The 24,931-nt window shown below is 77.0% G+C and carries 23 protein-coding genes; 15 read left to right on the top strand and 8 right to left on the bottom strand.

The features are described 5' to 3' along the window. The first annotated feature begins 45 nt into the window (after positions 1 to 45). Positions 46 to 654 carry an NTP transferase domain-containing protein gene (locus LO771_RS03470; RefSeq protein WP_230648087.1) on the top strand — a complete coding sequence of 203 codons (609 nt, stop codon included), beginning with the start codon at positions 46 to 48 and terminating at the stop codon, positions 652 to 654. A 236-nt stretch (positions 655 to 890) separates the two neighbouring features. Here LO771_RS03470 and LO771_RS03460 read toward each other — a convergent pair whose 3' ends face one another. Next, positions 891 to 1,676: a dioxygenase gene (locus LO771_RS03460; protein ID WP_230648086.1), complete on the bottom strand. Its 786-nt coding sequence runs from the start codon at positions 1,674 to 1,676 to the stop codon at positions 891 to 893. A 104-nt stretch (positions 1,677 to 1,780) separates the two neighbouring features. Between LO771_RS03460 and LO771_RS03455 the strand changes: the two genes are divergently transcribed. Both LO771_RS03455 and LO771_RS03450 read left to right on the top strand, forming a co-directional pair. Further along, positions 1,781 to 2,248, top strand: coding sequence for a MarR family winged helix-turn-helix transcriptional regulator (locus tag LO771_RS03455; protein ID WP_230648085.1), 468 nt, complete (start codon positions 1,781 to 1,783; stop codon positions 2,246 to 2,248). 192 nt (positions 2,249 to 2,440) lie between these two features. Beyond that, positions 2,441 to 4,450 (top strand): FUSC family protein, encoded by a 2,010-nt coding sequence (locus tag LO771_RS03450; RefSeq protein WP_230648084.1) that lies wholly within the window; start codon positions 2,441 to 2,443, stop codon positions 4,448 to 4,450. Positions 4,451 to 4,691: 241 nt separating this feature from the next. Here LO771_RS03450 and LO771_RS03445 read toward each other — a convergent pair whose 3' ends face one another. Then, positions 4,692 to 7,154 carry a glycosyltransferase family 39 protein gene (locus tag LO771_RS03445; RefSeq protein ID WP_230648083.1) on the bottom strand — a complete coding sequence of 821 codons (2,463 nt, stop codon included), beginning with the start codon at positions 7,152 to 7,154 and terminating at the stop codon, positions 4,692 to 4,694. Positions 7,155 to 7,444: 290 nt separating this feature from the next. On the opposite strand from LO771_RS03445, the gene LO771_RS03440 reads away from it, so the two are divergent. Then, positions 7,445 to 8,581, top strand: a complete 1,137-nt coding sequence (locus tag LO771_RS03440; RefSeq protein WP_374228050.1) for a HoxN/HupN/NixA family nickel/cobalt transporter — start codon at positions 7,445 to 7,447, stop codon at positions 8,579 to 8,581. A 248-nt stretch (positions 8,582 to 8,829) separates the two neighbouring features. After that, entirely contained in the window at positions 8,830 to 9,798 is a 969-nt protein-coding gene (locus tag LO771_RS03435; RefSeq protein WP_230648082.1) for a hypothetical protein, read from the top strand. Positions 9,799 to 9,888: 90 nt separating this feature from the next. On the opposite strand, the gene LO771_RS03430 is transcribed toward LO771_RS03435, so the two are convergent. Further along, positions 9,889 to 11,355, bottom strand: a complete 1,467-nt coding sequence (locus LO771_RS03430; RefSeq protein WP_230648081.1) for a hydrolase — start codon at positions 11,353 to 11,355, stop codon at positions 9,889 to 9,891. A gap of 246 nt (positions 11,356 to 11,601) precedes the next feature. After that, positions 11,602 to 11,997: a VOC family protein gene (locus tag LO771_RS03425; RefSeq protein ID WP_230648080.1), complete on the bottom strand. Its 396-nt coding sequence runs from the start codon at positions 11,995 to 11,997 to the stop codon at positions 11,602 to 11,604. A gap of 163 nt (positions 11,998 to 12,160) precedes the next feature. Here LO771_RS03425 and LO771_RS03420 point away from each other — a divergent pair, with 163 nt between their 5' ends. Continuing rightward, on the top strand, positions 12,161 to 12,679 hold the full coding sequence (locus tag LO771_RS03420) for an HD domain-containing protein (RefSeq protein ID WP_230648079.1): 519 nt from the start codon (positions 12,161 to 12,163) through the stop codon (positions 12,677 to 12,679). A gap of 52 nt (positions 12,680 to 12,731) precedes the next feature. Here the strand turns inward: LO771_RS03420 and LO771_RS03415 are convergent, their stop codons facing one another. Then, positions 12,732 to 13,679 (bottom strand): LuxR C-terminal-related transcriptional regulator, encoded by a 948-nt coding sequence (locus LO771_RS03415; RefSeq protein ID WP_230648078.1) that lies wholly within the window; start codon positions 13,677 to 13,679, stop codon positions 12,732 to 12,734. Between the two features lie 97 nt (positions 13,680 to 13,776). On the opposite strand from LO771_RS03415, the gene LO771_RS03410 reads away from it, so the two are divergent. After that, positions 13,777 to 15,459: an AMP-binding protein gene (locus LO771_RS03410; protein ID WP_230648077.1), complete on the top strand. Its 1,683-nt coding sequence runs from the start codon at positions 13,777 to 13,779 to the stop codon at positions 15,457 to 15,459. Further along, the gene (locus tag LO771_RS03405) at positions 15,456 to 17,117 is read left to right on the top strand and encodes an AMP-binding protein (RefSeq protein WP_230648076.1); all 1,662 of its coding nucleotides are present in this window, start codon (positions 15,456 to 15,458) and stop codon (positions 17,115 to 17,117) included. The genes LO771_RS03410 and LO771_RS03405 overlap by 4 nt, the downstream gene beginning before the upstream one ends. A 70-nt stretch (positions 17,118 to 17,187) precedes the next feature. Here the strand turns inward: LO771_RS03405 and LO771_RS03400 are convergent, their stop codons facing one another. Further along, a complete protein-coding gene (locus LO771_RS03400; RefSeq protein ID WP_230648075.1) occupies positions 17,188 to 17,691 on the bottom strand; it encodes a hypothetical protein in 504 nt (167 codons plus the stop codon). Positions 17,692 to 17,837: 146 nt separating this feature from the next. Between LO771_RS03400 and LO771_RS03395 the strand changes: the two genes are divergently transcribed. The 4 genes from LO771_RS03395 (at position 17,838) to LO771_RS03380 (ending at position 20,583) form a co-directional block, all read left to right on the top strand. Further along, positions 17,838 to 18,515 (top strand): helix-turn-helix domain-containing protein, encoded by a 678-nt coding sequence (locus LO771_RS03395; protein WP_230648074.1) that lies wholly within the window; start codon positions 17,838 to 17,840, stop codon positions 18,513 to 18,515. Between the two features lie 118 nt (positions 18,516 to 18,633). Then, positions 18,634 to 18,786, top strand: coding sequence for a DUF6126 family protein (locus LO771_RS03390; protein WP_230648073.1), 153 nt, complete (start codon positions 18,634 to 18,636; stop codon positions 18,784 to 18,786). Positions 18,787 to 18,853: 67 nt separating this feature from the next. Next, positions 18,854 to 19,954: an S-(hydroxymethyl)mycothiol dehydrogenase gene (locus LO771_RS03385; protein ID WP_230648072.1), complete on the top strand. Its 1,101-nt coding sequence runs from the start codon at positions 18,854 to 18,856 to the stop codon at positions 19,952 to 19,954. After that, a complete protein-coding gene (locus LO771_RS03380; protein WP_230648071.1) occupies positions 19,954 to 20,583 on the top strand; it encodes an MBL fold metallo-hydrolase in 630 nt (209 codons plus the stop codon). The genes LO771_RS03385 and LO771_RS03380 overlap by 1 nt, the downstream gene beginning before the upstream one ends. Before the next feature lie 103 nt (positions 20,584 to 20,686). Here the strand turns inward: LO771_RS03380 and LO771_RS30980 are convergent, their stop codons facing one another. Then, the gene (locus LO771_RS30980; protein ID WP_304944754.1) at positions 20,687 to 21,232 is read right to left on the bottom strand and encodes a PadR family transcriptional regulator; all 546 of its coding nucleotides are present in this window, start codon (positions 21,230 to 21,232) and stop codon (positions 20,687 to 20,689) included. An 86-nt stretch (positions 21,233 to 21,318) separates the two neighbouring features. On the opposite strand from LO771_RS30980, the gene LO771_RS03365 reads away from it, so the two are divergent. The 3 genes from LO771_RS03365 (at position 21,319) to LO771_RS03355 (ending at position 23,730) form a co-directional block, all read left to right on the top strand. Continuing rightward, entirely contained in the window at positions 21,319 to 21,957 is a 639-nt protein-coding gene (locus tag LO771_RS03365) for a hypothetical protein (protein ID WP_230648070.1), read from the top strand. Positions 21,958 to 22,246: 289 nt separating this feature from the next. Further along, positions 22,247 to 22,888, top strand: coding sequence for an N-acetyltransferase (locus LO771_RS03360; RefSeq protein WP_230648069.1), 642 nt, complete (start codon positions 22,247 to 22,249; stop codon positions 22,886 to 22,888). 233 nt (positions 22,889 to 23,121) lie between these two features. Beyond that, positions 23,122 to 23,730 (top strand): YceI family protein, encoded by a 609-nt coding sequence (locus tag LO771_RS03355; RefSeq protein WP_230648068.1) that lies wholly within the window; start codon positions 23,122 to 23,124, stop codon positions 23,728 to 23,730. A 62-nt stretch (positions 23,731 to 23,792) separates the two neighbouring features. Here LO771_RS03355 and mgrA read toward each other — a convergent pair whose 3' ends face one another. Continuing rightward, positions 23,793 to 24,818, bottom strand: a complete 1,026-nt coding sequence (gene mgrA / locus LO771_RS03350; protein ID WP_230648067.1) for an L-glyceraldehyde 3-phosphate reductase — start codon at positions 24,816 to 24,818, stop codon at positions 23,793 to 23,795. Positions 24,819 to 24,931 lie beyond the last annotated feature (113 nt).

Below are 24,931 nucleotides of genomic sequence, written 5' to 3'. Positions count from 1 at the left end.
GCGGTCCGGTACCGGGTGCGGCCCGTCGTGCGGCAGGCTGGGGCCGTGGGAGACCAGGGGCCGCGCGTGGCGGCGATCGTGCTGGCGGCCGGTGCCGGGCGGAGGCTCGGCGGCCGGCCCAAGGCGCTGCTGGAGTACCGGGGGCGGCCGCTGGTGGAGCACGCGGTCGCGGTGGTCCGCGAGGGCGGCTGCGACCCGGTGCACGTGGTGCTGGGCGCCGGCCGGGAGCGGGTGGCGGCCGCCGCGGACCTGGCCGGCTGCACGGTGGTGGCCAACCCCGGTTGGGCGGAAGGGATGGGCTCCTCGCTGCGGGCCGGCCTCGCGTCGCTGCCGCCGGACTGTCCGGCGGCCCTGGTGGCGCTCGTGGACACCCCGGGGGTGACGGCGCGGGCCGTGGCGCGCCTGCTGGCCGCCCACCGTGCGGGCGCCCCCCTGGCGGCGGCGGTGTACGGGGGCGTGCGCGGCCATCCGGTGCTGATCGGCTCCCGGTACTTCGCGGAGGCGGCGGACGCGGCCCGGGGCGACGCGGGCGCGCGGGCGCTGCTGGCGGCGCGGGCGGCGGAGCTGGAGCTGGTCGAGTGCGGGGACGTGGCCCGGCCGGACGACGCGGACACGCCCGAGCAGTGGGCGCGGTGGGCGGCGGAGGACGGCTGAGCGTCACCCGCGCCCCGTCCGCCGCGGGTCGCCTCCGCGCCCGCACCCGTGGCCCTCGCGGCTCCGGGCGCCGGTGCGGGGCCGGTGCGGCTCCGGATGCGGGCGGGCTCCCGCCGGCCCCGGCCCATCCGCCCGACCGGGCCCGCCCGCCCGACCGGGCCCGCCCGCCCGACCCGGCCCATCCGCCCGACCGGGCCCACCCGGCCGACCGGGCCCACCCGCCCGACCGGGCCGGCTCAGCCGATCTGGATCGACCGCTTGGCGAGGCCCATCCAGAAGCCGTCGATCACCGTGCGCTGCGAGGCGAGTTCGTCGGCCCCGGCGCCCAGGGCGACGAAGAGCGGCGCGAAGTGCTCGGTGCGCGGGTGCGCCAGCCGCCCGGCCGGGGCGCGGTGCTCGAAGTCGAGCAGGGCGTCGACGTCCCCCGCCTCCAGGGCGCGCCGCCCCCAGTCGTCGAACTCGGCCATGACGCCCGTGACGCGCCCGTCCCGGCTGAGCGCCCGCAGGTTGTGGGTGAAGAAGCCGCTGCCGACGATGAGGACCCCCTGGTCGCGCAGCGGGGCGAGCCGCCGCCCGATCTCCATGAGCCGCCGCGGGTCCAGGGTCGGCAGCGAGACCTGGAGGACCGGGACGTCGGCGCCGGGGAACATCTCGACCAGCGGCACGTACGCGCCGTGGTCCAGCCCCCGGTCGGGGACGTCCTGCACCGGTGTGCCGGGGGCGCGCAGCAGCTTGCGGACGCTCTCGGCGAGCTCCGGCGCGCCCGGTGCCGCGTACTCCACCCGGTAGTAGTGCTCGGGGAAGCCCCAGAAGTCGTACACCAGCGGCAGGGTGCGGGTGGCCCCGAGGGCGAGCGGCGCCTCCTCCCAGTGGGCGGAGACGACCAGGACCGCCGTCGGCCGGGGCAGGTCCGCCGACCAGGCGGCCAGCTGGCCGGGCCAGACGGGGTCGTCGGCGAGCGGCGGGGCGCCGTGCGAGAGGTAGAGGACCGGCATCCGGTCGGGTGCGGCGGCGGTGGTCATGGCGGGCTCCTCCCTGGCTGCCCCGGGGCAGGTTGGTTCAAATCTGAACCACCCTGCGACCCTACAAGGAAGTTCGAATGTGAACAACCGCGTACGATGGCCCCATGGACGAGACGCGGTGGCTGGACGCCGACGAGATGCGGGCCTGGGAGGCGTTCCTCTCCGCCGGCGCGCTGCTCGACCGCCGCATCGAGCAGCAGCTCAAGGCCGAGGCGGGGCTCTCCCACCCCCAGTACGAGATCCTCGTCCGCCTGGAGCGGGCGCCCGGCGGCGAACTGCGCATGACCGAGCTCGCCGACGCCGTGCTCACCTCCAAGAGCAGCCTCACCTACCAGGTCGCCCGGCTGGAGGAGGCCGGACTCGTCCGCCGCCGCTCCTGCCCCACCGACGTCCGCGGCGTCTACGCCGTCCTCACCGAGGACGGCCGCCGCACCCTGCGGGCGGCCGCCCCGGGCCACGTCGCCCTGGTGCGCCGCCTCCTCGTCGACCGCCTCACCCGCGAGCAGCTCGCCGTCCTCGCCGACGGGCTCGGCGCCGTCGGCCGCCTGCTGCGCGAGGACGCCGCCGGGTGACGCCCCCGGCGGGGGCACGGGCGGCGGGGCGCGCCTCCCGGAGCCGTCGGGGAATGGCCGGCCGGGCGGCCGCGTTGACCCGGACACCCCCATGTCACGGGACGGTAACAGCAGGCCGGTAGACTGGGGCCGATCCCGCTGCTGGCCGACGCCGTCCCGCACGCCCGCCGAGCAGGCCGACAAGGACGCCCCGTGGCCGCTGACCCCCGCCGCCCAGCCCCCCGCACCCCCGCGCCCCGCACCGTGGACCTCCGCACCGCTGCCCCCCGCCGCCCCGCCCCCGACTGGCTCCGCCACCCGCTGCAGATCGCCTCCGGACCGGGGGCGCGCGGCGCGCTGCTGCGCGGCGCCCTGTCCACCGGGCCGCTGCTCGCCGCCGGCGTCGCCGCCCACCGGGTGCCGGAGGGCGTGCTCGCCGCCCTCGGCGCCATGTTCGCCACCGTCAACGACCGCGCCGGCACCCGCCGCACCCGGCTCGTCCGCATCGGCGTCCCGGGCCTCGCCGTCGCCGTGGCCTTCCTGCTCGGCTCCCTCGTCGCCGCCGCCGCGGCCCCCGGCGGCGGGGTGCCCGCCGTCCTGGGGACCACCTCCCTCGTCGCCGTCGCCGCCTACCTCTCCGGCGCGGTCAGCACCGTCGGCCCGGTCGCCTCCATGGCGGCGCTCCAGGCGCTGGCCACCCTCCTGATCGCCGCCGGACTGCCCCACCACGGGCCGCCCTGGACGGGCGCCGCCATGCTCGCCGGCGGCGCCGGCTGGGTGCTGCTCCTCGCCGCCGCGCTCGCCCCGCCGCACCGCGGGCCCGGCCGTGCCCGCGCTCGCGCGGCCGAGGAGCGCGAGGCCGTCGCCGCGGCCTTCGACGCGCTCGGCGGCGTCCTGCGCGCCGCCGGCACCGACCGGGTCGAGGACGCCCGGCGCACCCTCACCGCCGCCCTCGACCGCGCCCACGCCGCCCTCGACCTCCACCGCCGGGGCCGCCCCTCACCCGCCGAACGCCGCCTGCGGGCGCAGCTCGCCGTCGCCGCCGACGCCTGCGAGGCCGCCGTCACCCTGCTCTGGGAGGCCCGGCCGCTGCCCGCGTACGCCGCCGACGCCCCGCTGCGCCTGGCCCGCGCCGTCCGCACCGGCGCCCCCTGCGGCCCGCTGGCCGCCCCCGCCCCCGACACCCCCGGGCGGCGCGCCCTGCACGAGGCCCTGCTGCACGCCGCCGAGGTCTTCGGAACCCCTGGCCGGACCGCCGACGCCCCGCCGCGGCCGCCGCTGCGCGACCACCCCGCCGTGCGCCGCGCCCTCGGCCCGCTCGGCCGCGAGTACGGCCTGCGGGTGGCCCTGTGCACCGGCGCCTGCACCGCGGTCGCCCAGTTCCTGCGGCCCGACCAGTGGTACTGGCTGCCGGTCACCGCGGTCTTCCTCGTCAAGCCCGACCTGGGCCCCCTCTTCTCCCGGTCGGTCAACCGGCTGCTGGGCACCGCCGCCGGGGTCGGCCTCTTCGCCGCCGCGGCCGCCGCGCTGCCCGGCGCCGCCGGACCGGTCGCCGCCACCGCGCTCTGCGGCGCGCTGCTCCCCGTCGCCTGGCGGAACTTCGCCTTCCAGACGGCCGCCCTCACCCCGATCGTCCTCGCGTTCGCCGTGCTCTCCGGCAGCCAGGGCGCCCCCGTCAGCCGCCTGGTCGACACCGTGCTCGGCTGCGGCATCGCCCTCGCCGTCGGCCACCTGCCCCGCCTCGGCGGCCGGCGGACCGCGGTCGCCGTGCACTGGGCCGCCGCCCTGCGCGCCGCCCAGGCCTACCTCGAGCGGGTCGTGGACGCGCCCGACGGGCCGCGCGAGGAGCGGCTGCGGCTGCGGCGCGCGGCGTACCGGGCGCTCGCCGAGGCCCGTACCGCCGTCTCCCAGGCCGCCGCCGAGCTGCCGCCCGCCGGCGTCGCCGCCGCGGACTGGGCCCCGGCGGTCACCGCCGTGGAGCGGCTGGTGGACGCCACCACGGCCTGCGCGGTCCGGGTGGAGCACGGCGGGCGGCCCCTCCCCGCGGCCGAGGCCCGCAGCCTCGCCGACGCCCTGGCCCGCCTCGCCGACGACGCCGACGCGCGCCGCCGCCCCGACGGGCCCGCGCTGCCCGACCCCGTGCTGCTGGGCTCCCGCTGCGCCTCCCTCGCCGACGTCGCGGGCCAGCTGCACGCGGTCCGCGCCCTGTCCCCGGCGGCCTGAACCCGCCGGCCCCAGGGCGGGCCGCGCCGGTACCGCCCCGGGCCCGGGGGCGCGGGGGACCGCCTGCGCCCCGCGCGGGACCCCCGCGCCGCCGGGGCGGCCGGAGGCCCCCGCCGTCCCGGGTCCTCGGCACGCCGTGCCCGGGCGTGGACGGACCCCTGACCCGGCCGTGCGGCGCCCGGCACCGGGCACGCCCGGGGGCCCGCCGGTGCGGCGGGCCCCCGGGCGTGTGCCGCGGCCGTCAGCCCTTGGGCTGCGTGAGGTCGTAGAGGGTGGTGCCGTCCACGGTCCTGGCGGTGAAGGACTCCTCCACCCAGCTCGCGATCCGGGACGAGTCGCTGCTGCCGCCCATGCCGCCCCCGCCGCCCACGCCCCCGGCGACGAACCAGTGGATCCGGCCCTGCCGCACGAACTCCTGGAACTGCGCCAGGCCCGGCGCCGGGTCGCTGCCGTTGAAGCCGCCGACCGCCATCACGGGCTGCCGGGACGCCAACTGGTAGCCCGCGGCGTTCTGGGAGCCGACGGCGGCCGCGGCCCAGGTGTAGCGGGAGGCGTCCTGCCTGAGCAGGGCGGTGACCGCCGTACCGACCCGTGCCCCCTCCAGCAGCCCGCCCAGGCCGCCCCGCACGCCGCCGCCCCACACGCCGCCGGACCGCCCGCCGCCGGGGCCCGTGCCGCCGGGGAGGCCCGGCAAGCCCGGGAAGGAGGGGAGGCCGTTCCGGCCCTGCCCGGTCACGCCCGGCCCGGTGCCGCCCTGTCCGGAGCCGCCCTGTCCGGCCTGCCCGCCGCCGGGGAGCGCGGGCAGCCCGCCTCTGCCGTTCTGCCCGGCCCCGGGGAGGGCGGGGAGCCCGCCCGGCCCGGTGCCGCCCGTGCCGCCCTGCCCGGCACCCGCGCCGCCCCGCAGGCCGCCGAAGCCGCCGGCGCCCTGCGGCGCCGCACCGCCGGGGAACCCCGGGAAGCCCCCGCGCCCGCGCCGCCCGCCGGGACCTCCCATGCCGCCGGAGACGGCCGGACCCGCCGTGACGATCGAGCCGCTGTGCCCTGTGGAGACGGTGTCCAGGCTGTACGCGGCCGGTCCGGCGACCCCGGCCGCCACCGCGGCCACCGCGCCCGCGGTCGCCGCCCGCGCCGCCGCCCGCGCGGCTCCCGGCCGGACCGCCCGCGCCACCACGGGCCCCAGCAGCGCCGCCGCCCCGGCCAGGCCGACGGCCAGAACCGCGTACCGCAGCCAGGGCACGAAGTCCGCGCTGCGGCCCAGCAGCACGTACGCCCACCAGCCGGTCGCCGCCGACGCCGCCGCCAGCGCCAGGGCGGGCACGGCCCGGTCCCGCTCCCGCCACGCGGCGTCCGCGCCCATGCCCACCAGGGCGGCGACCGCCGGGGCCAGCGCCACCGTGTAGTACTGGTGGAAGATCCCGCCCATGTAGCTGAAGGTCAGGCCGGTGCAGAGCAGCCAGCCGCCCCACACCAGCAGTCCGGCGCGGGCCGTGTCGGTGCGCGGGGCCCGGCGGCCCGCCCACAGGCCGAGGGCGAGCAGCAGCAGGGCCGCGGGCACCAGCCAGGCGATCTGGCCGCCGATGTCACCGTCGAACAGGCGGGTGGCGCCGGTGCTGCCCCACATCCCGCCGCGGCCGCCGGGCGCGCCGGGCAGGTCCCCGCCGCGGAACCCGCCGCCGACGCTGCCGGTCTCGTTCCCCGTCAGCCGCCCGAAGCCGTTGTAGCCGAAGGTGAGCGACAGGAAGCTGTCGTCCTGGGAGCCGCCCACGTACGGCCGCGACGAGGCCGGGAGCAGCTCGACGACTGCGACCCACCAGCCGCCCGCCGCCGTCATGGCCGCGCCGGCCAGCAGCAGCTGCCGCACCCGGCGCCACCACCCGGTCGGCGCGGTCGCCAGGTATACCAGGGCGAACGCGGGCAGCACCAGGAACGCCTGGAGCGTCTTGGTGAGGAAGCCGAGGCCCAGCAGCACCCCGGCGAGCACCAGCCAGCGGGTGGACGCCGCCTCCTGCGCCCGCTGCACCGCGTACGCGGCCAGCGCGAGCAGCAGCACCAGCAGCGCGTCGGGGTTGTTGAAGCGGAACATCAGCGCCGCGACCGGCGTGAGCGCCAGCAGGGCGCCCGCCAGCAGGCCCGCCCGCGGCGAGGAGGTGCGCCGCACCGAGGCGTACACGGTGCCGACGGCCGCCACGCCCATCAGGGCCTGGGGGAGCAGCACGCTGAAGGAGCTCAGCCCCAGGAGGCGCGCGGACAGCGCCATCGGCCACAGGGCCAGGGGCGGCTTGTCGACGGTGATGAAGTTGGAGGCGTCCGAGGAGCCGAAGAAGAAGGCCTTCCAGCTGACGCTGCCGGCCTGGACGGCCGCCGAGTAGAAGGCGTTGGCCCACCCGGAGGCGCTGAGGTTCCCCACGTAGAGGGCGGCGGTGGCCGCGAGCAGGGCCAGCAGCGCCGGGCGGGCCCAGGACGGGTCCTCCGGGCGGCCGCGCCACAGCCGGGCGGGCAGGCCGCGCAGGCCGCGCGGCCTGCCCGCCGGGCCGACCGCGCCCGGCGTGCCCGGCGCGGGCGGCCCCGCCGTCCGGTCCCGGGCCGTCCCCCCGGCCTGCGCCGTCTCCCCGTCCTCCGGGGCGTCGGGCAGCGGGGCCGGGGGCGCGACCAGCGGGACGGGGCCCGGCTGCGGCGGTGCGGGGTCGGGCAGGTGCGTCGTCATCGGTCGGTCCTCGTCGTGGTGGGGTGCGGGCGCCGGCACTGCGCCTCGCGGCCCCACGCTCCCGGCCGAATCTGAGGCGTTCATGAGACACGGCTGTGAACCGGCTGTGTTCCGCACCGACCGGGAGGCGGGGCCCGCCCCGCCCGGGGCCGCGGGCACCGCACGGCGCCGGGAAGCATCCGGTTTGCTGATGCGAACAGGTTGCAATTAGTGTCCCCGGGGCGGAACGATGGGCGGGTCGCGCACGGCCCCGCGCCCCCGCCCGGTACGGAAAGAGGTACGGACCCCCCATGACGACCAGCAGTGCACCCCCCGCAGCCGCCGCACCCCGCGCCGCCGGGCCGCGCGGCCGCCTCACCCGGGACGAGTGGACGCGCCTGGCCGGCATGGGCGGCTTCGTGCTCCTGCTCCACGTGGTCGGCTGGTTCACCCTGCTCGCGATCGTGGAGCCCCAGCACCACCGGGTCGGCGGGGCCGTCTTCGGCGCCGGCATGGGCCTCACCGCCTACACCCTCGGCATGCGGCACGCCTTCGACGCCGACCACATCGCCGCCATCGACAACACCACCCGCAAGCTGATGTCCGACGGGCAGCGCCCGCTCTCGGTCGGCTTCTGGTTCTCGCTCGGGCACTCCTCCGTCGTCTTCGGCCTCTGCGCGCTGCTCGCCCTCGGCGTGCGCACCCTGGCCGGCCAGGTCGAGGACGACGGCTCCGCCCTCCAGCGCACCACCGGCCTGATCGGCACCACCGTCTCCGGCGTCTTCCTGATGCTGCTCGCCCTGGTCAACCTGGGCGTGCTGGGAGGCATCCTCAAGGTCTTCCGCCGCATGCGCTCCGGCGACTACGACGAGGCCGAGCTGGAGGCCCACCTGGAGAGGCGGGGCCTGATGAACCGCATCCTGGGCCGGGTCACCCGCACCGTCTCCAAGCCGTGGCACATGTACCCGGTGGGCCTGCTCTTCGGCCTGGGCTTCGACACCGCCACCGAGGTGTCGCTGCTGGTCCTGGCCGGCGGCGCGGCCGCCTTCCAGCTGCCCTGGTACGCCCTGCTGACCCTGCCGGTGCTCTTCGCCGCGGGGATGAGCCTGCTCGACACGATCGACGGCTCGTTCATGAACTTCGCCTACGAGTGGGCCTTCTCCCAGCCGGTCCGCAAGGTCTACTACAACCTCACCGTCACCGGGCTGTCGGTCGCCGTCGCCTTCGTCGTCGGCGGCATCGAGCTGACCGGCCTGGTCGCGGAGAAGACCGGGGCCACCGGCGGCCCGCTCGGCTGGATCGGCGGCCTCGACCTCAACCAGGTGGGCTACGCGATCGTCGGCCTGTTCGTCCTGACCTGGCTGGTGGCGCTGGCCGTCTGGCGGTTCGGCCGGATCGAGGAGAAGTGGTCCGCCGGACTGCGCGGGGGAGCCCCCGAGGAGGCCTGACGCCCGTCCGGGCCCGGGCGCACCCCCGGCCCCGGCCCCGGTCCCGGCCCGTCACGGCCCGGTCGCACTCCCGCGGCCGGGCCGCCGCGCTCCCCGCGCCCCCGTCCTCCCCGTGCGCGCCCCCCACCGCTCCGTGCACGCCCCGTTGACCCCCGCGGCACCCGGTCGCGATGCTGGGGCGGAGGCGCCCGGGGGCGCCCGGCGGGGTGCGCGGCGCCCCGCCGCACACGGCATGAGGGGGACATGCGGTGGGATCTTCGACGGGTGTGCGGGCGGTCGCCGCGGCGGCCGCGGTGCTGCTTCTGGCGGCGGGGTGCGAGTCCGGCGGGAGCCGCCCCCCGGAGGGGGCCTCCGCGCCCCCGGCCGCGGCGTCCGCCCCGTCCGCGTCCGCGCCGGACCCGGCCCCGAGCCCGGAGCCCGTCCCGTACGGCCGCACCCTGGCCGGGCTGGTCGACCCGGTGGGCAGGGCCCTGGAGCGGGCGGCCGCCGCCCGCAGCACCGGAGCCCTGGACGGCCGGCTCGACGACGCCCGCCGGGCCGCCTCCGACGCCGCCCGGGGACTGGACGCCGCCGTGCCGCCCGCGGACGCGGTGCAGCCGCACCGCGACCTGGCGGCGGCCCTCGACCGGCTCGCCGGCGACATCGACGCGGTCCGCTCCGGCATGGGCGCCGGCCGCTACTGCACCGCCTCCGCCGCCCTGGCCGGCCTCGGCGCCTCCGCGGGGCTGCGCGCCCTCCCGGGACCGCTGCGCCGGCTCGCCGACGCCGGCTACCGCACCTCCTACCGCCCGCCGCGCACCGGACCGGTCCGGGACCGGCGCCGGGCGACGGGCTCCTACGTCCGCAGCGGCAGCCGCACCGGCCGCGGCTCGCTCACGATCGAGAACGGCGGCGGCCGCGACGCCGTGGTCTCGCTGGCCAGGGGCGGGCGCACCGTCCACTCGGTCTACGTCCGCAGGGGCTCGACCTTCAAGGTGCGCGGCGTGCGGGACGGCACGTACACCGTCTACTTCACCAGCGGCCGGGACTGGGACGGCTCCGCCAGGCGCTTCACGCGGGACTGCGGCTTCAGCAGGTTCGACGACACGATGCGGTTCACCACCGTCACGACGGCCACGCAGATCCGCTGGACCACCTGGCGGCTCACCCTCCAGCCGGTGGCCGGGGGCAACGCCCGCACCACCGGCCTGGACGCGCGCTCCTTCCCGGCCCCGTGAGCCGGGGCCGCCGCCCGTCCGGCCGCGGGGCCGGACGGAGGCGCGGGGCCGGGAAGGACCCGGGGGCGGGAAGGGGCGCGGCGCCGGACCTCAGCCGACGTTCAGCGCGGCGTCGTCCACCACGAACGACGTCTGCAGGCTGGAGTCCTCCGTGCCGGTGAACCTCAGGGTGACGGTCTGTCCGGCGTACGCGGACAGGTCGAAGCTCCTCACCGTGTAGCCGGAGGCGGCGTTCGCGTTGGAGTAGGTCGCCAGGGTGGAGAGCACCGTGCCGGAGCCGTTGACCACCTGCACCTTGAGGGTGTCGTAGGCCGTGGAGCCGGTCTCCGCCGTGTCGACGTGCAGGCCGAAGGAGAAGGAGGCCGAGGTGCAGCCCGCGGGCACCGACACGGTCTGCGCGAGGGTGTCGGTGGTGGCGCTGCCGTACCCGTCCAGCCAGGCGTCCCAGCTGCCGGTGCGGGCGGGCTCGCTGCTGCTGTTGCTGACGATCGCGGTGCTGCTCGCCGTCCAGGGCGCGGCGGTGCCGGTCTCGAAGCCGGGGTTGCCGATCAGCTGGGCCGCCGTGCAGCCGCCGGTGCCGCCCCCGCCCGTGCCCGTGCCGGAGGCGCCGGAGAGCCACTCGGTGGCGTTGAGGGCGAGCGCGGCGTCGGTGCCGGCCGGGTCGTTCCACCCGTCGTAGAGGGTGTTGCCGGACTGGCCGGTGCCGTCGTCGACCGGCGAGCTGTCGCCCCACACCGCCACCCGGCCGCTGCCGAAGGTGCTGGTGGCGAAGAACGCCCCGGTGGTGCCGGAGGAGCTGTACCCAGTGCGCCAGAGCAGGCCCTTGACGGCGGGGTTGTCGGCCGGCTTGAGGGTGAAGGTGGTGCCGTTGCGCAGGATGCTGCCGGTGACGGTCCCGAAGGAGCCGTTGAGCACCGGGTCGCTGGTGCCGGTGACGGCGCGCGGGTTGTCGGTGGTGATGTTGAGCAGGTCGACGGAGAAGCCGAAGGGGTCGGTGTTGTCGACGCCGTTGCTCGTCATCAGGTCGTTGATGACGGCGGGGGAGTCGTACCCGTCGTTGTTGCGGTCGCTCTGGTTGTGGTCCGAGATGAGGAAGAGCCCGCCGCCGTTCTGGACGAACTTCATCACGGCGGTCTTCTCGGCGCTGCTCAGCCGGATGTTGGGCTCCGGCAGGACGAAGGTGTCGAAGTTCGACAGGTCCAGGGCGTTGGAGGTGTTGCCGTAGGTGATGGTGGAGCCCGACGGGAGGGTCTTCAGGCTGTAGGCGCCGGTCTTCTGGAGCGCCACGCCCCAGGAGGAGAGCGCGCCGGTCCAGGAGGTCTCGCTGCTGGGGGAGGGGTTCTGCGCCAGCGGGTCGGGCTGGCTGGTGCTGATGATCCAGTCGGCGTTCCCGGCCGTCTCCGCCTTGCTGTTGTCGAACAGCACCCGGTGCCTGGTGGTCGTCGCGGCGGCCGCGGGGGTGGCGGCCGCGGGCAGCACGGTGCCCGCCAGGGCGGCGGCCAGGATGGTGGCCGCGCCGAGCGTCCGGCGGCGGAGGGTGGTGCGAGGGCCCGTCATCTTCGGTTCCTCCGAGGGGGAGTGGATGGGGCGCGGGGGCACGCCCGCGAAGGAGTATCCGCGCGTAGACAAGCGGGCTGCCAGACCTCGGAGGTAAAGGTGTCTTGAACTGTTCATGCCCGAACGGTCAAGGGAGTGCCGCGTCCGGACGGGCCGGCGCGCTCGCCGGCCGGGGGTCGCGGCCGGGGCCTCACGGCCTGGACCTCACGGCCGGGGCTTCACGGCCTGGACCTCACGGGCGGGGGTTCACGGGCGGTGGCGCAGCGGGTGGTCCGCCGGCACCTCGACCACGCAGACGTCGGTCCCGTCCGGGTCCCGGATCCACATCTCCACCAGCCCCCAGGGCTCGCGCAGCGGCTCCCGCACCACCGGCACCCCGCGCGCGGCCAGCTCCCGGTGCGCCGCCGCCACGTTGCCGACCTGCAGCCACAGCCGCGCCGCCGGGGAGGCGGGCGGCGCACCGGGCTCCAGGCGTCCGGACACCTCCAGGAACCCGCCGCCGAGGAAGAAGACCGTGCCCCGCTCCGGGCCGGTCCCGAACTCCCGGTACACCTCCAGCCCCAGGTCGTCGCGGTAGAAGGCGCGGGTGCGCTCCGGGTCGGCGGGGCGCAGCAGCACGCGGCTGCTCAGGACGTGGACCACGCCCACGAGCCTACGGTCCGCGGCGCCCGGGAAGGCGCAGCGGCGGCGTTGCGGAACACTGGAGTCCTGGAACGTCCGCGTCCCGGGGCGTCCGGAGGCCCGGAACGCCGCAGTCCCGGAACGCCGCAGTCCCGCCCTCCGCCGCGCCCGCCAGGAGCACCCCGTGTCCTTCACCCTCGCCGACGCCGACGCCCTCGCCGAGCGCGCCCACCGCGGCCAGACCGACAAGATCGGCGAACCCTACGTCGCCCACGTCCGCGCGGTGGCCCACGGCGTGGCGCCCTTCGGCACCGGACTGGCCATGGCCGGACTGCTGCACGACACCCTGGAGGACACCGACCTCACGGCGGACGACCTGCTGGCCGCGGGCGTCCCGTCCGCGGTCGTCGCCCTCGTGGAGCGGCTCACCCACGACCCGGCCGTCCCCTACGAGGAGATGGTCCGCCGGGTCGCGGGCGACTACGCCGCCGCCCTGGTGAAGATCGCCGACAACGCCCACAACGCGCTGGCCGAGCGCGCCGGCCTGCTGCCCCGCGAACGGCGCGAGCAGCTGGCCGCCAAGTACGGGCGGGCCCGGGAGATCCTGTGGCACGCGGTGCCCCGCGCCGACGTCGAGGCGGTCGTCCGCCGCGTCAACCCGGCGCTGCTCGGGGAGGAAGCGGGGGACGCCGCAGCCCGCTGACCGGTCCGGCCGCCGGATCCGTGTGCCGCCGGCCGGACCCCGCCCGGGCGGCTCAGGGCAGCAGCCCCGTGCGGCGGGCGGCGACCACGGCGCCCAGCCGGGTGTGGGCGTCCAGCTTCCGCATGACCGACCGCAGGTAGCTCTTCACGGTCTCGGGCCGCACCCCGAGCGCCCGGGCCGCGTCCGCGTTGGTGGCGCCCGCCGCGACCTGGGCCAGCACGTCCAGCTCGCGCGGCGACAGCGGCGACAGCGGCGGCCGCGGTGCCGCCGTCCCCGCGGCCGGCACCCGCGGCGGGGGCGCGGTCCCCGCGCCGTCCCGCAGCGGTCCCCCGGGCCCGCGGGACCCGCCGGGCCCCCCGGACGCACCCGCCAGCCGCGCGCACACCGCGTGCAGCCGCTCCCGCAGCCGCGGGTCGGCCACCTCCTGCGCCAGCAGCCGCAGCTCCCCGTGGGCGGCCCTGACCCCCTCCCACGCGGCCGCGCCCCGCCGCGCCGCCGCGTCCCCGCCCGGCCCCGGCCCGGACCCGCGCGCCGCCCCCGCGGCCTCCCGCTCGGCCCGGCGCCGCGCGTCCCCCACCGCCAGCGCCTGCTCCAGCTCCCGCGCCGCGCCCACCGCCGCGTCCAGGCTCCGGTCGCCCAGGGCCAGCGGCTCCCGCAGCGCCCCGTACAGCACCGCCCGGACGCTGCGCCGCACCACGACCGGGACGGCCAGCACCGAGCACAGGCCCTCGGCGGCCACCGCGCCGTCGTACTCGTGGCTGATGGTGCGTGCGGTGCGGTAGTCGGAGACCGCCTGCGGCCGCGTCAGCGCCGCCGCCTTGCCGCCCAGCCCGGTGCCGGACGCCACCGACAGCCCGCGCAGCGCCTCCGTCGTGTGGCCGGAGAGCTCCACGATCCGCAGCCGCCCCCCGCCCGCCGCCACGGCGGCGAACGCCACCGGCAGCCCGCCGGCCCGCCTCAGCCCCAGCAGCGCGGTGCGCAGCTCCGCCGCGTCCTCCATCGGTGCCCTCTCCGGCCGCCACCCCCGTCCGGGGGTGGCGGGACCCCTGTCACACGCTCCACGATGCACGGTAACCGGGCGATGATCTGGAGGGAACATGACGGCGACGAACGGTGCGGACGCCTTCCGCGAGGCGCGGGACCTCCTCCTCGCGCACCGGGAGGACTGGGCCGCCGCCCACCGGGAGTTCCGCTGGCCCCGCCCCGAGGCCTTCAACTGGGCGCTGGACTGGTTCGACGTGGTGGCGCGCGGCAACGACCGCACCGCGCTGTGGATCGTCGAGGAGGACGGCTCCGAGGCGCGGTACTCCTTCGCGGAGATGTCCGCCCGCTCCGACCGGGTCGCCCACTGGCTCGCCGACCGCGGCGCGGGCCCCGGCGACCGGATCCTGCTCATGCTCGGCAACCAGGTCGAGCTGTGGGAGACCCTGCTCGCCGCGATGAAGCTGCGCGCCGTCGTCGTCCCCGCCACCCCCCTGCTCGGCCCGGCCGACCTGCGCGACCGCGTCGGGCGCGGCGGCTGCCGCTTCGTGGTCGCCCGCACGGAGGACGCGGCGAGGTTCGCGGACGTCCCCGGCGACTGGACCGGCGTCGCCGTCGGCGCGCCCGCCGACGGCTGGCTGCGGTACGCGGAGGCGTACACCGCCCCCGCCGGCTTCACCCCCACCGCCCCCACCGGGGCCGACGAGACCCTGCTGCTCTACTTCACCTCCGGCACCACCGCCCGCCCCAAGCTGGTCGAGCACACCCACACCTCGTACCCGGTGGGCCACCTGTCGACCATGTACTGGCTCGGGCTGCGGCCCGGCGACGTGCACCTCAACATCTCCTCGCCGGGCTGGGCCAAGCACGCCTGGAGCAACGTCTTCGCGCCGTGGAACGCCGAGGCGACCGTCTTCGTCCACAACTACACGCGCTTCGACGCCGACCGGCTGCTCGACGAGATGGGGCGGTGCGGCGTCACCAGCTTCTGCGCCCCGCCCACGGTGTGGCGGATGCTCGTCCAGGCCGACCTCGGCCGCCTGGCGACCCCGCCGCGCAGCGCCGCCGCGGCGGGCGAGCCGCTCAACCCCGAGGTGATCGAGGCGGTGCGCCGCGCCTGGGGCGTCACCGTCCGGGACGGCTTCGGCCAGACCGAGACCACCGTGCAGATCGCCAACACCCCCGGCCAGCCGCTGAAGCCGGGCTCCATGGGCCGCCCGGTGCCCGGCTTCGCCGTCGCCCTGCTCGACCCGGTCACCGGGGAGCCCGGCGACGAGGGCGAGATCTGCCTCGACCTCACCGCCGAGCGCCCGGTCGGCCTGATGGCCGGCTACCACGGCGACCCGGAGCGCACCGCCGAGGTCATGGCGGGCGGCTACTACCGCACCGGCGACATCGGCTCCCGCGACGCGGACGGCCACCTCACCTACGTCGGCCGGGCCGACGACGTCTTCAAGGCGTCCGACTACCGCATCTCCCCGTTCGAGCTGGAGAGCGCCCTGCTGGAGCACCCGGCGGTGGCCGAGGCCGCCGTCGTCCCGGCCCCCGACGCGGTGCGGCTCGCCGTGCCCAAGGCGTACGTCGTCCTCGCGGCCGGCTGGGAGCCCGGTCCGGAGACCGCGAAGGCGATCTTCGCCCACTCCCGGGAGGTGCTCGCCCCCTACAAGCGGGTGCGCCGGCTGGAGTTCTCCGAGCTGCCCAAGACCGTCTCCGGCAAGATCCGCCGGACCGACCTGCGCGGCCGCGAGGAGCAGGGCCTGGGCGCCGCCGCCGAGTACCGCGAGGAGGACTTCCGGTGACGGCCCCCCTGCCCTCCCTCGCCGCCGGCCCCACCGACGTCCCGCTCCTCGACGAGACCATCGGCGCGAACCTGGCCCGCGCGGTCGCCGCCCACCCCGGCCGCGAGGCGCTGGTCGACGTGGCGAGCGGCCGCCGCTGGACGTACGCCGCCTTCGGCCGGGCCGTGGAGCAGGTCGCCCTCGGACTGCTGGCCCGGGGCGTCTCCGCGGGGGACCGGGTCGGCATCTGGGCCGTCAACCGCCCCGAGTGGGTGCTGGTCCAGTACGCCACCGCCCGCGTCGGCGCCGTCATGGTGACCGTCAACCCCGCCTACCGGGTGCACGAGCTGGAGTACGTCCTCAACCAGTCCGGCGTGAGCCTGCTCTTCACCCAGACCGCCCACCGCGGCAGCGCCTACCGCGAGATGGTCGAGGAGGTCCGGCCGCGCTGCCCCGCCCTGCGCGGCGCCGTCATGGTCGACGACGCCTCCTGGCAGGCCCTGCTCGACGACGGCGCGGGCGTGGACCCGACGGCCCTCGCCGCCCGGGAGGCCGGGCTGGACTGCGACGACCCGGTCAACATCCAGTACACCTCGGGCACGACCGGCTTCCCCAAGGGCGCCACCCTCTCGCACCGCAACATCCTCAACAACGGCTTCTGGGTGGGGGAGCTGCTCGGGTACACCGAGCAGGACCGGATCTGCGTGCCCGTGCCGTTCTACCACTGCTTCGGCATGGTCATGGGCAACCTCGCGGCCACCAGCCACGGCGCCTGCGTCGTGGTCCCCGCGCCCGCCTTCGACCCGGCCGCCACGCTGCGCGCGGTCGCGTCCGAGCGCTGCACCTCGCTCTACGGCGTGCCGACGATGTTCATCGCCGAGCTGAACCTGCCCGACTTCGCCGCGTACGACCTCACCTCGCTGCGCACCGGCGTCATGGCGGGCTCGCCCTGCCCGGTGGAGGTGATGAGGCGGGTCGTCGCCGACATGCACATGGGCGAGGTCGCGATCTGCTACGGCATGACGGAGACCTCCCCGGTCTCCCTGCAGACCCGCCGCGACGACGACCTGGAGCGCCGCACCGCCACCGTCGGCCGGGTGCTGCCGCACCTGGAGGTCAGGGTGGCCGACCCGGCGACCGGTGCGACCGTGCCGCGCGGGGAGCCCGGGGAGCTGTGCACCCGCGGCTACTCGGTGATGCTCGGCTACTGGGACGACCCGGAGCGCACCGCCGAGGTCGTCGACGCCGACCGCTGGATGCACACCGGCGACCTGGCGGTGATGCGCGAGGACGGCTGCGTGGCGATCGTCGGCCGGATCAAGGACATGGTGATCAGGGGCGGGGAGAACGTCTACCCGCGCGAGGTGGAGGAGTTCCTGCACACCCACCCGGCGGTCGCGGACGTGCAGGTGGTGGGCGTGCCCGACGAGCGGTACGGCGAGGAGGTCTGCGCCGTCGTGGTGCTCCACGACCCGGCCGCGTCCCTGACCGCCGAGGACGTCGCCGACTTCTGCCGCGGCCGTCTCGCGCACTACAAGGTCCCCCGGTACGTCCGGGTCGTCCGGGAGTTCCCGATGACGGTCAGCGGCAAGGTGCGCAAGGTGGAGCTGCGGGAACGGGCGGCCCGCGAGCTGGGGCTGCGGCGGACCGGGGCGGGGGAGGACCCCGGGCCGCGGTGAGGACACCCCGCGGCGGAGGACGGTGGCCGGACACCGTGCCTCCGCCGCGGGGGCGGCCGTCCGGCGGCCGTCAGTGGCGGATGTCCACCACGAGCCGGCCGGGGGACGCCAGCCGGTGCACGGTGAAGGCCGTCTTCCTGTCCAGGGCGACGCCGAAGGAGACGTACCCCTCGAAGTCGCCGGTGAAGGCGAAGCCCTTGACGCGGGTCAGGTGCAGCCTGACCAGCCGCGGGCCCCGGTAGACCGGGTCGCCGGCGCTGTTGTGCGCCACCGCCGGGTGCAGCACGATCTGCAGGAAGGTCCTCCCCGACAGCGGGACCTTCTCCCCGGAGCCGTCGTAGCGCAGCTCGGAGACCCGCCGGACGGTCGCGCCCGGCAGCCTGCCCTTGACGTCGATGACGATGCGGTCGTAGGTGCGGTGCCCGGCGACGCGGGCGTCGACCACCTGGGACACCGCCGGGGCGGCGGCGGTCGTGCGGGGTGCCGCCGCGGAGGCGGGGGTGGCGACGGCGCCCGCCGCCGCGAGGAGGGTGCCTGCGGCGGCAAGGGCCGCCGTGCGGATCGGAAGAGGCATCGTGCGTCCCCCTTCGGGTGGTGGTGGGGACAGAACCTGTCTTACCGTCCAGGACGGCCGTCCGCCACCCGTGGTTGCGTTCGAACGCCCCTTGCCCCGGAGGCAAGGACTTTGCCTTTCGGGCACGGAAGGTGTCCACTGGATCCATGAGCAGGACCGACGCGCCCGACCCGGATCCGGACCCCGTGCCCGGCCCGCACCCAGGCCCGCACCCCGGCTCCGGACCCGCCGCCGACGCCCCTCCCGGCGCGGACGTGCCCCGCCTCGGTCCCCGGCTGCGGGAGGAGCGCCGCCGCAGCGGGCTGACCCTGGAGGCCGCCGCCGCCCGGGTCGGCCTCTCGCCCGCCCACCTCTCCCGCCTGGAGAACGGCCGCCGCCAGCCCTCGCTTCCCGTCCTGCTGGGCCTCTCCCGAGCGTACGCGACCACCGTCGCCGAACTGCTGGGCGAGGAGCCGCCGCAGCAGGACCCCGTGGTCCGCGGCGGCCGCCCCGTCCCCGGCCGGGCCGGCGGCTGGGGCTACGTGCGGGCCGGCTCCCCGGGCCGCGCCATGCAGGCCCTGCGGGTGCACGTGCCCCCGGCCCTCCAGGACGCGGTGGTGCGCGTCCATCCGGGTGAGGAGTGGCTGTACGTCACGGCGGGGCGGCTGCGCCTCACCCTCGGCGCCGCCGAGCACCTGCTCGACCCGGGCGACGCCGCCCACTACGACTCGCTCACCCCGCACCGGCTGGCCGCCGACTCCCCGGGCGGTGCGGAGCTGCTCTTCGTCCACACCCTGCTGCAGAGCCCGCTGGGCGGCCTCTGCACCGGACCCGCCGTCCACTGACGCCCCCGACCCGCCGGACCCCGGCCGCCGCTCCCCGGAGCCCCGGCCGCCCTCCCGGCGCACGGACCCCCGCAGTGCCCCGCGTCCCGGGCAGGCGGGAAGGAAGGAAGACCCCGACATGACCGCCGAGACCCGCCCGACCCCCGGTGCGGCCGGGGACCCCGACCGGCCCGCCCGCCGCCGCGCCTACCTGCGGGCGTTCATCTACGTCGGCGTGGTGCACCTCTTCGCCGCGCTGCTCTTCGTGATGTTCGCCCTCGGGGCCCGCTGACGCCCCGGACCGGCCCCGGGTCGCTAGGTTGGAGGGGCAAGAGATCCCCACCGTGAGAGAGGTGCCCATGGCGCAGCAGGTCCGAGGCGTGGTGGCCCGGGGCAAGGGCGAGCCGGTCTCCGTCGAGACGATCACCGTGCCGGACCCCGGGCCGGGCGAGGCGGTGGTGAAGGTCCAGGCGTGCGGCGTGTGCCACACCGACCTCCACTACCGCGAGGGCGGCATCAACGACGAGTTCCCCTTCCTGCTGGGCCACGAGGCGGCCGGCGTGGTCGAGTCGGTGGGGGAGGGGGTGACCGAGGTGGCCCCCGGCGACTTCGTCGTCCTCAACTGGCGTGCGGTGTGCGGCCAGTGCCGCGCCTGCCGCCGCGGCCGGCCCTGGTACTGCTTCGACACCCACAACGCGAAGCAGCGGATGACGCTCGCGGACGGCACCGAGCTGTCGCCCGCGCTCGGCATCGGCGCCTTCGCCGAGAAGACCCTCGTCCACGCCGGCCAGTGCACCAAGGTCGACCCCGCCGCCTCCCCGGCCGCCGCGGGCCTGCTGGGCTGCGGCGTGATGGCGGGCCTGGGCGCCGCGATCAACACCGGCGCCGTCACCCGCGGCGACTCGGTCGCCGTCATCGGCTGCGGCGGCGTCGGCGGCGCCGCGCTGATGGGGTCGCGCCTCGCGGGCGCCTCCCGGATCATCGCGGTCGACGTGGACGACAGCAAGCTGGAGACGGCACGGCGGCTCGGCGCCACCCACACCGTCAACTCCCGCACGGTGGCGGCGGACGGCGGCGACGTCGTCGAGGCGATCCGCGAGCTGACGGGCGGCAACGGCGCCGACGTCGTCATCGAGGCGGTGGGCCGGCCCGAGACCTACCGGCAGGCCTTCTACGCCCGCGACCTGGCGGGCACGGTCGTCCTCGTGGGCGTGCCGACGCCGGAGATGCAGCTGGAGCTGCCGCTGCTGGACGTCTTCGGCCGCGGCGGCGCCCTCAAGTCGTCCTGGTACGGCGACTGCCTGCCCTCGCGGGACTTCCCGATGCTCGTCGACCTCTACCTCCAGGGCCGGCTCGACCTGGACGCGTTCGTCAGCGAGACCATCGCGCTGGACGGCGTCGAGGAGGCCTTCGAGAAGATGCACCGCGGCGAGGTGCTGCGCTCGGTGGTGCTGTTCTGATGGCCGCCCGCGTGGACCGCCTGGTCACCTCCGGCACCTTCTCCCTGGACGGCGGCACCTGGGAGGTGGACAACAACGTCTGGCTCGTCGGCGACGACAGCGAGGTGCTGGTCGTGGACGCCGCCCACGACGCCGACGCGATCGCGGCCGCCGTCGGGGACCGGCGGGTGGTGGCGATCGCCTGCACCCACGCCCACGACGACCACGTGGACGCGGCCCCGGCGCTCGCCGCCCGGACCGGGGCGCCGGTCCTGCTGCACCCCGACGACCTCCCGCTGTGGAGGCTCACCCACCCGGACCGGGCGCCGGACGGGGAGCTGGCGGACGGCCAGGTCCTCACCGTGGCGGGCACGGAGCTGACGGTGCTGCACACCCCCGGCCACGCCCCGGGCGCGATCTGCCTGTATGCGCCGTCGCTGGGCACGGTCCTCACCGGCGACACGCTCTTCCAGGGCGGCCCGGGCGCCACCGGCCGGTCCTTCTCGGACTTCCCGACGATCGTCGGCTCGATCCGGGAGCGGCTGCTGACCCTGCCGCCGGAGACGGTGGTCCTCACCGGCCACGGCGACTCCACCACGGTCGGCGCGGAGGCCCCCCACCTCCAGGAGTGGATCGACCGGGGGCACTGACCGCCCGGTACGGCCGCGGCGGGCCCGGGCGCGTCCGGGAGACGCGCCCGGGCCCGCCGCGCCGCCCGCCTGAGCGGCCGCCGTCCCGTCCGCCGCGCCCGGCTCAGTCCGCCGGCGGCGGTGCGGCCGCCGGGGCGGCGGCGAGCCGCTCCGCGGCCCACTCCGCCCACTCCTCCTGCATCCGGGTGAACCGCAGCCCCCACTCCAGGGCCAGCAGCCCGTTCACCGCCAGCGGGTCCGGCTCGCCCGCGAGGGCGTCGGCGAGCTCGCGCAGGGCGCGGTGGCGCTCCCCGGCCAGCCGCCGCTCCCGTTCCAGGTAGGCGCGGCCCTGCCCGGGGGAGACCTGGTCGAGGAAGAAGACCCGCAGCAGGGCGTCGCTGCGGCGGTTGCGTTCCGGCTCCACCTCCAGCAGCCAGTGGCGCAGCTCCGCCCGCCCGTCCCCGGTGATGCCGTACTCCTTGCGCCCCCGCGGGCCCTCCGCCGTGACCGTGACCAGCCCGGCGTCGGAGAGGCGGTTGAGCTCCGTGTACAGCTGGCTCTGCGTCGCGGGCCAGACGTTGGCGAGCGAGGTCTGGAAGAGGCGCATCAGGTCGTAGCCGCTGGCGGTGCGGTCGGCCAGCAGGCCCAGGACGGCGTGGCGAAGGCTCATGCCCGCATCCTACTTTCCACTGTTGACAGGTCGAACATGGAGGTTCTACTTTCGACATGTTACCAGTGGAACATGAGGAGCCGGACATGCCCGCCCTGCGCACCTTCCTGCCGTGGATCGCCTTCGCCGTCATCGCCACCAAGGGCGACTGGCGCTACGGCGCCCCCGCGGCGCTGCTCCTCGCCCTCTGGCTGCTGGCTGCCGACCGCCGCGCCGGCCGCGGCGCCGGCGAACTGGTCATGGAGATCAGTGGCGCCGCCTTCTTCGCGGCCCTCACCGCCTTCTCCTGGACCGTGCCGCACTCCCCGCTCACCCCCTACGGCCCGGCGCTCGCCATGGGCTGGCTGGCCGTCACCGCCTGGGGCTCCCTCCTCGCCGGCCGCCCCTTCACCACCGGCATCGCCCGCACCATGACGCCGCCCGAGCTGTGGGGCGACCCCCGGTTCCGGCGCGCCAACACCGTCATCACCGCCGTCTGGGCCGCCTCCTTCACCGCCACCGGCGCGGCGCTGGCCGTCCTGCTGGCCGCCGCCCCGCACGCCACCGCCGCCGTGGTCTCCGTCAAGCTGCTGGGCTTCGCACTCCCCGCCGCGTACACCGTCCACCGCCGCCGGGCGGCCGCTCGCCGGGCCGTGGTCGGGGCGGGGGCCGGGGAGTCCGGGGAGGCCGCCGGGGCCGGGGAGGGCCTCCCGCAGGCCGGACCCGCCCGCGTCCCGGCCGCCTGATCGGGTGCCCGGCCCCCGCCCGGGCACCCGATCAGGCCCCCCTGTTCCCGCGCCCCCGCCGGGCGGAGCGCCCCCGGCCCGGCCGGCGGCCGCCCTCCGCGCCGCCCGGACCCCGGGCGCCGCCCCCGGGGCGGCCGGGTGCGTCCTGCCGCCGGGCCCCTTGTCCGGGGCCGGGCGCTCCGGTTCAATGTGGGAGCGCTCCCAGGCAGTGCTCCCAGAGAGCGCTCCCAGGAGCGCGGCCCCGGCGCCCCGGGAGAGCCGGCACCACCCGCCGAGACGAGGAAGTGGCATGCAGCAGAGCCCGCCCGGCCGCCCCCCGTTCATCCGCGCCTACCGGCCCGGCGACCGGGACGCCGTGTACGAGGTCTGCCTGCGCACCGCCGCGGCCGGCGGCGACGCCACCGGCCTGTACCGCGACCCCGACCTCCTGGGGGACAACTTCGCCGGCCCCTACCTGCACCTGGAGCCCGGGCTCGCCTTCGTCCTCGACGACGGCGGCGGCCGCGCGGTCGGCTACGTCCTCGGCACCTCCGACACCCCGGCCTTCGCCGAGGCGTTCCGCCGCTCCTGGCTGCCGCGCGTCGCCGACCGCCACCCCGCGCCGTCCGGCCCCCCGCGGGGCCCGGACGAGGAGATGGCGGCCCTGCTGCACCGGCCCGAGCGCCTGGTCGTCCCGGAGCTGCGGGACCACCCGGCCCACCTCCACATCGACCTGCTGCCGTCCCACCAGCGCGCCGGCCACGGCCGCGCCCTGCTGCTCGCCTTCCTGGGTGCGGCCCGCCGGGCGGGTGCGGACCGGGTCCACCTCGGCATGCTCACCGAGAACACCGGGGCCCGCGCCTTCTACGACCGCCTCGGCTTCCGCGTCCTCGACGTGCCCGACCCCGGCCTCCTGACCTACCTGGGCCGGTCGACGGACCCGGAGGGCTGACCGGCCGCCGCCTCCCCCGCTCCGGCCCCCGCGGCCGGGCCGCGGCGCCCCGCACCCGTGCGACGGGAGCGGGGCGCCGCCGTGTGGCATCGTGGAGTGTGACCTGCGTCACGCATGCCGTGCCGCGCGCCGCGCCGCAGTCCGCCGGGCGGAAGGCCTGTGCAGGTAGTTGAAAAGAGAACCAGGGGGGTCTACAGTGGGTTTAGTTGAAAGCTAAACCTTTGGAGGACGTCATGGGCCTGTTCAGCCGTACCAAGAGTGAGGCGCCCGCCGCCGCTCCCGCCGCTCCCGCCGCGAGCGACCTCTCCGCCCTGACCGGCGACTACACCATCGACCCGACCCACAGCAGCATCGGCTTCACCGTCCGCCACGCCATGGTCACCACCGTGCGCGGCGAGTTCGGCGAGTACGAGGGCAAGCTCCACCTCGACGGCTCCGACCCGTCCCGCTCCACCGCCGAGCTCACCATCAAGGTGGCCAGCATCGACACGAACCAGCAGCAGCGCGACGAGCACCTGCGGACCGGCGACTTCTTCGAGGCCGAGGCCTACCCGGAGATCACCTTCCGCAGCACCTCCGCCCAGCGCGTCGACGACGAGACCTACCGGATGACCGGTGACCTCACCATCAAGGCCACCACCCGCCCGGTCACCCTCGACCTGGTCTTCAACGGGTCCGCGACCGACCCCTACGGCAACCTCCGCGTCGGCTTCGAGGGCGGCACCACCGTCAACCGCAGCGAGTGGGGCCTGACCTACAACGCGGCCCTCGAGGGCGGCGGCGTGCTGATCAGCGACAAGGCGAAGCTGGTCCTCGACATCTCCGCGATCAAGGCGGCCTGACCCGCGCCGTACGCCGCACGCCGGGAGACCCGGCCCGGGACGCCCCGGGCCGGGCGCCCGTGTCAGCGGCCCGGGACCTCGACGCCGCCCTCGGCGCCGATCCGGTCGATCTCCGCCAGCTCCTCGTCCGAGAGGGCGGCCCCGTCCAGGGCGGAGAGGTTCTGCTCCAGCTGTTCCACGCTGCTCGCGCCGACCAGCACCGAGGTGACCCGGCGGTCGCGCAGCAGCCAGGTCAGCGCCAGCTGCGCCAGGGTCTGCCCGCGCTTCGCGGCCACCTCGTTCAGCGCCCGCAGCATGGCCAGCCGGCCGTCGGTCAGGGCGTCGGACTTCAGGAAGTGGCCCACCGACATCCGCGACCCGGCCGGCACGCCGTCCAGGTAGCGGTCCGTCAGCAGGCCCTGCGCCAGCGGCGAGAACGCGACCACGCCCGCGCCCGCCTCCTCCGAGCGCTCCAGCAGCCCGCCCTCGACGTCGCGGTTCAGCATCGAGTACGGGTGCTGGTTGACCAGCAGCGGCACGCCCATCCCCCGCAGGATCGCCGCGCCCTCCGCCATCCGCTCCGGGCTGTAGTTGGACAGGCCCGCGTAGAGCGCCTTGCCCTGCCGCACCGCGGTCGCCAGCGCCCCCATCGTCTCCTCGAGCGGGGTGTCCGGGTCGGGGCGGTGCGAGTAGAAGACGTCGACGTGGTCCAGGCCCGTGCGGGCCAGCGACTGGTCGAGGCTGGACAGCAGGTACTTGCGCGAGCCCCACTCGCCGTACGGGCCGGGCCACATGTCGAAGCCCGCCTTGGTGGCGACGAACATCTCGTCGCGGTACGGGCGGAAGTCGGCGGCGAAGTGGCGGCCGAAGTTCTCCTCGGCGGAGCCGTAGGGCGGGCCGTAGTTGTTGGCCAGGTCGAAGTGGGTGACGCCCAGGTCGAAGGCGCGGCGCAGCACGGCCCGCTGGGTCTCCAGCGGGGCGGTGTCGCCGAAGTTGTGCCACAGGCCGAGCGAGACGGCGGGCAGCAGGACGCCGCTGCGGCCGCTGCGGCGGTACCGCATGGAGTCGTAGCGGTCGTCGGCTGCGCGGTACGGGGGAGGGACGGTCATCGGCGGGTCTCTCTGCTCGCAGGGTGCGGATCTGCCCAGCTCACGTTACCCGCGGGGTCGAACGGGACCGAACGCGGCCGAACGGGTCCGCCCGGCCGGACCGGCGGCCCCGG

It is taken from the genome of Streptacidiphilus sp. ASG 303 (assembly GCF_020991365.1).
Taxonomy (GTDB): domain Bacteria; phylum Actinomycetota; class Actinomycetes; order Streptomycetales; family Streptomycetaceae; genus Peterkaempfera.
Note: the sequence above shows the minus strand (reverse complement) of the source record. Positions and strands in the feature narration are given on the sequence as shown.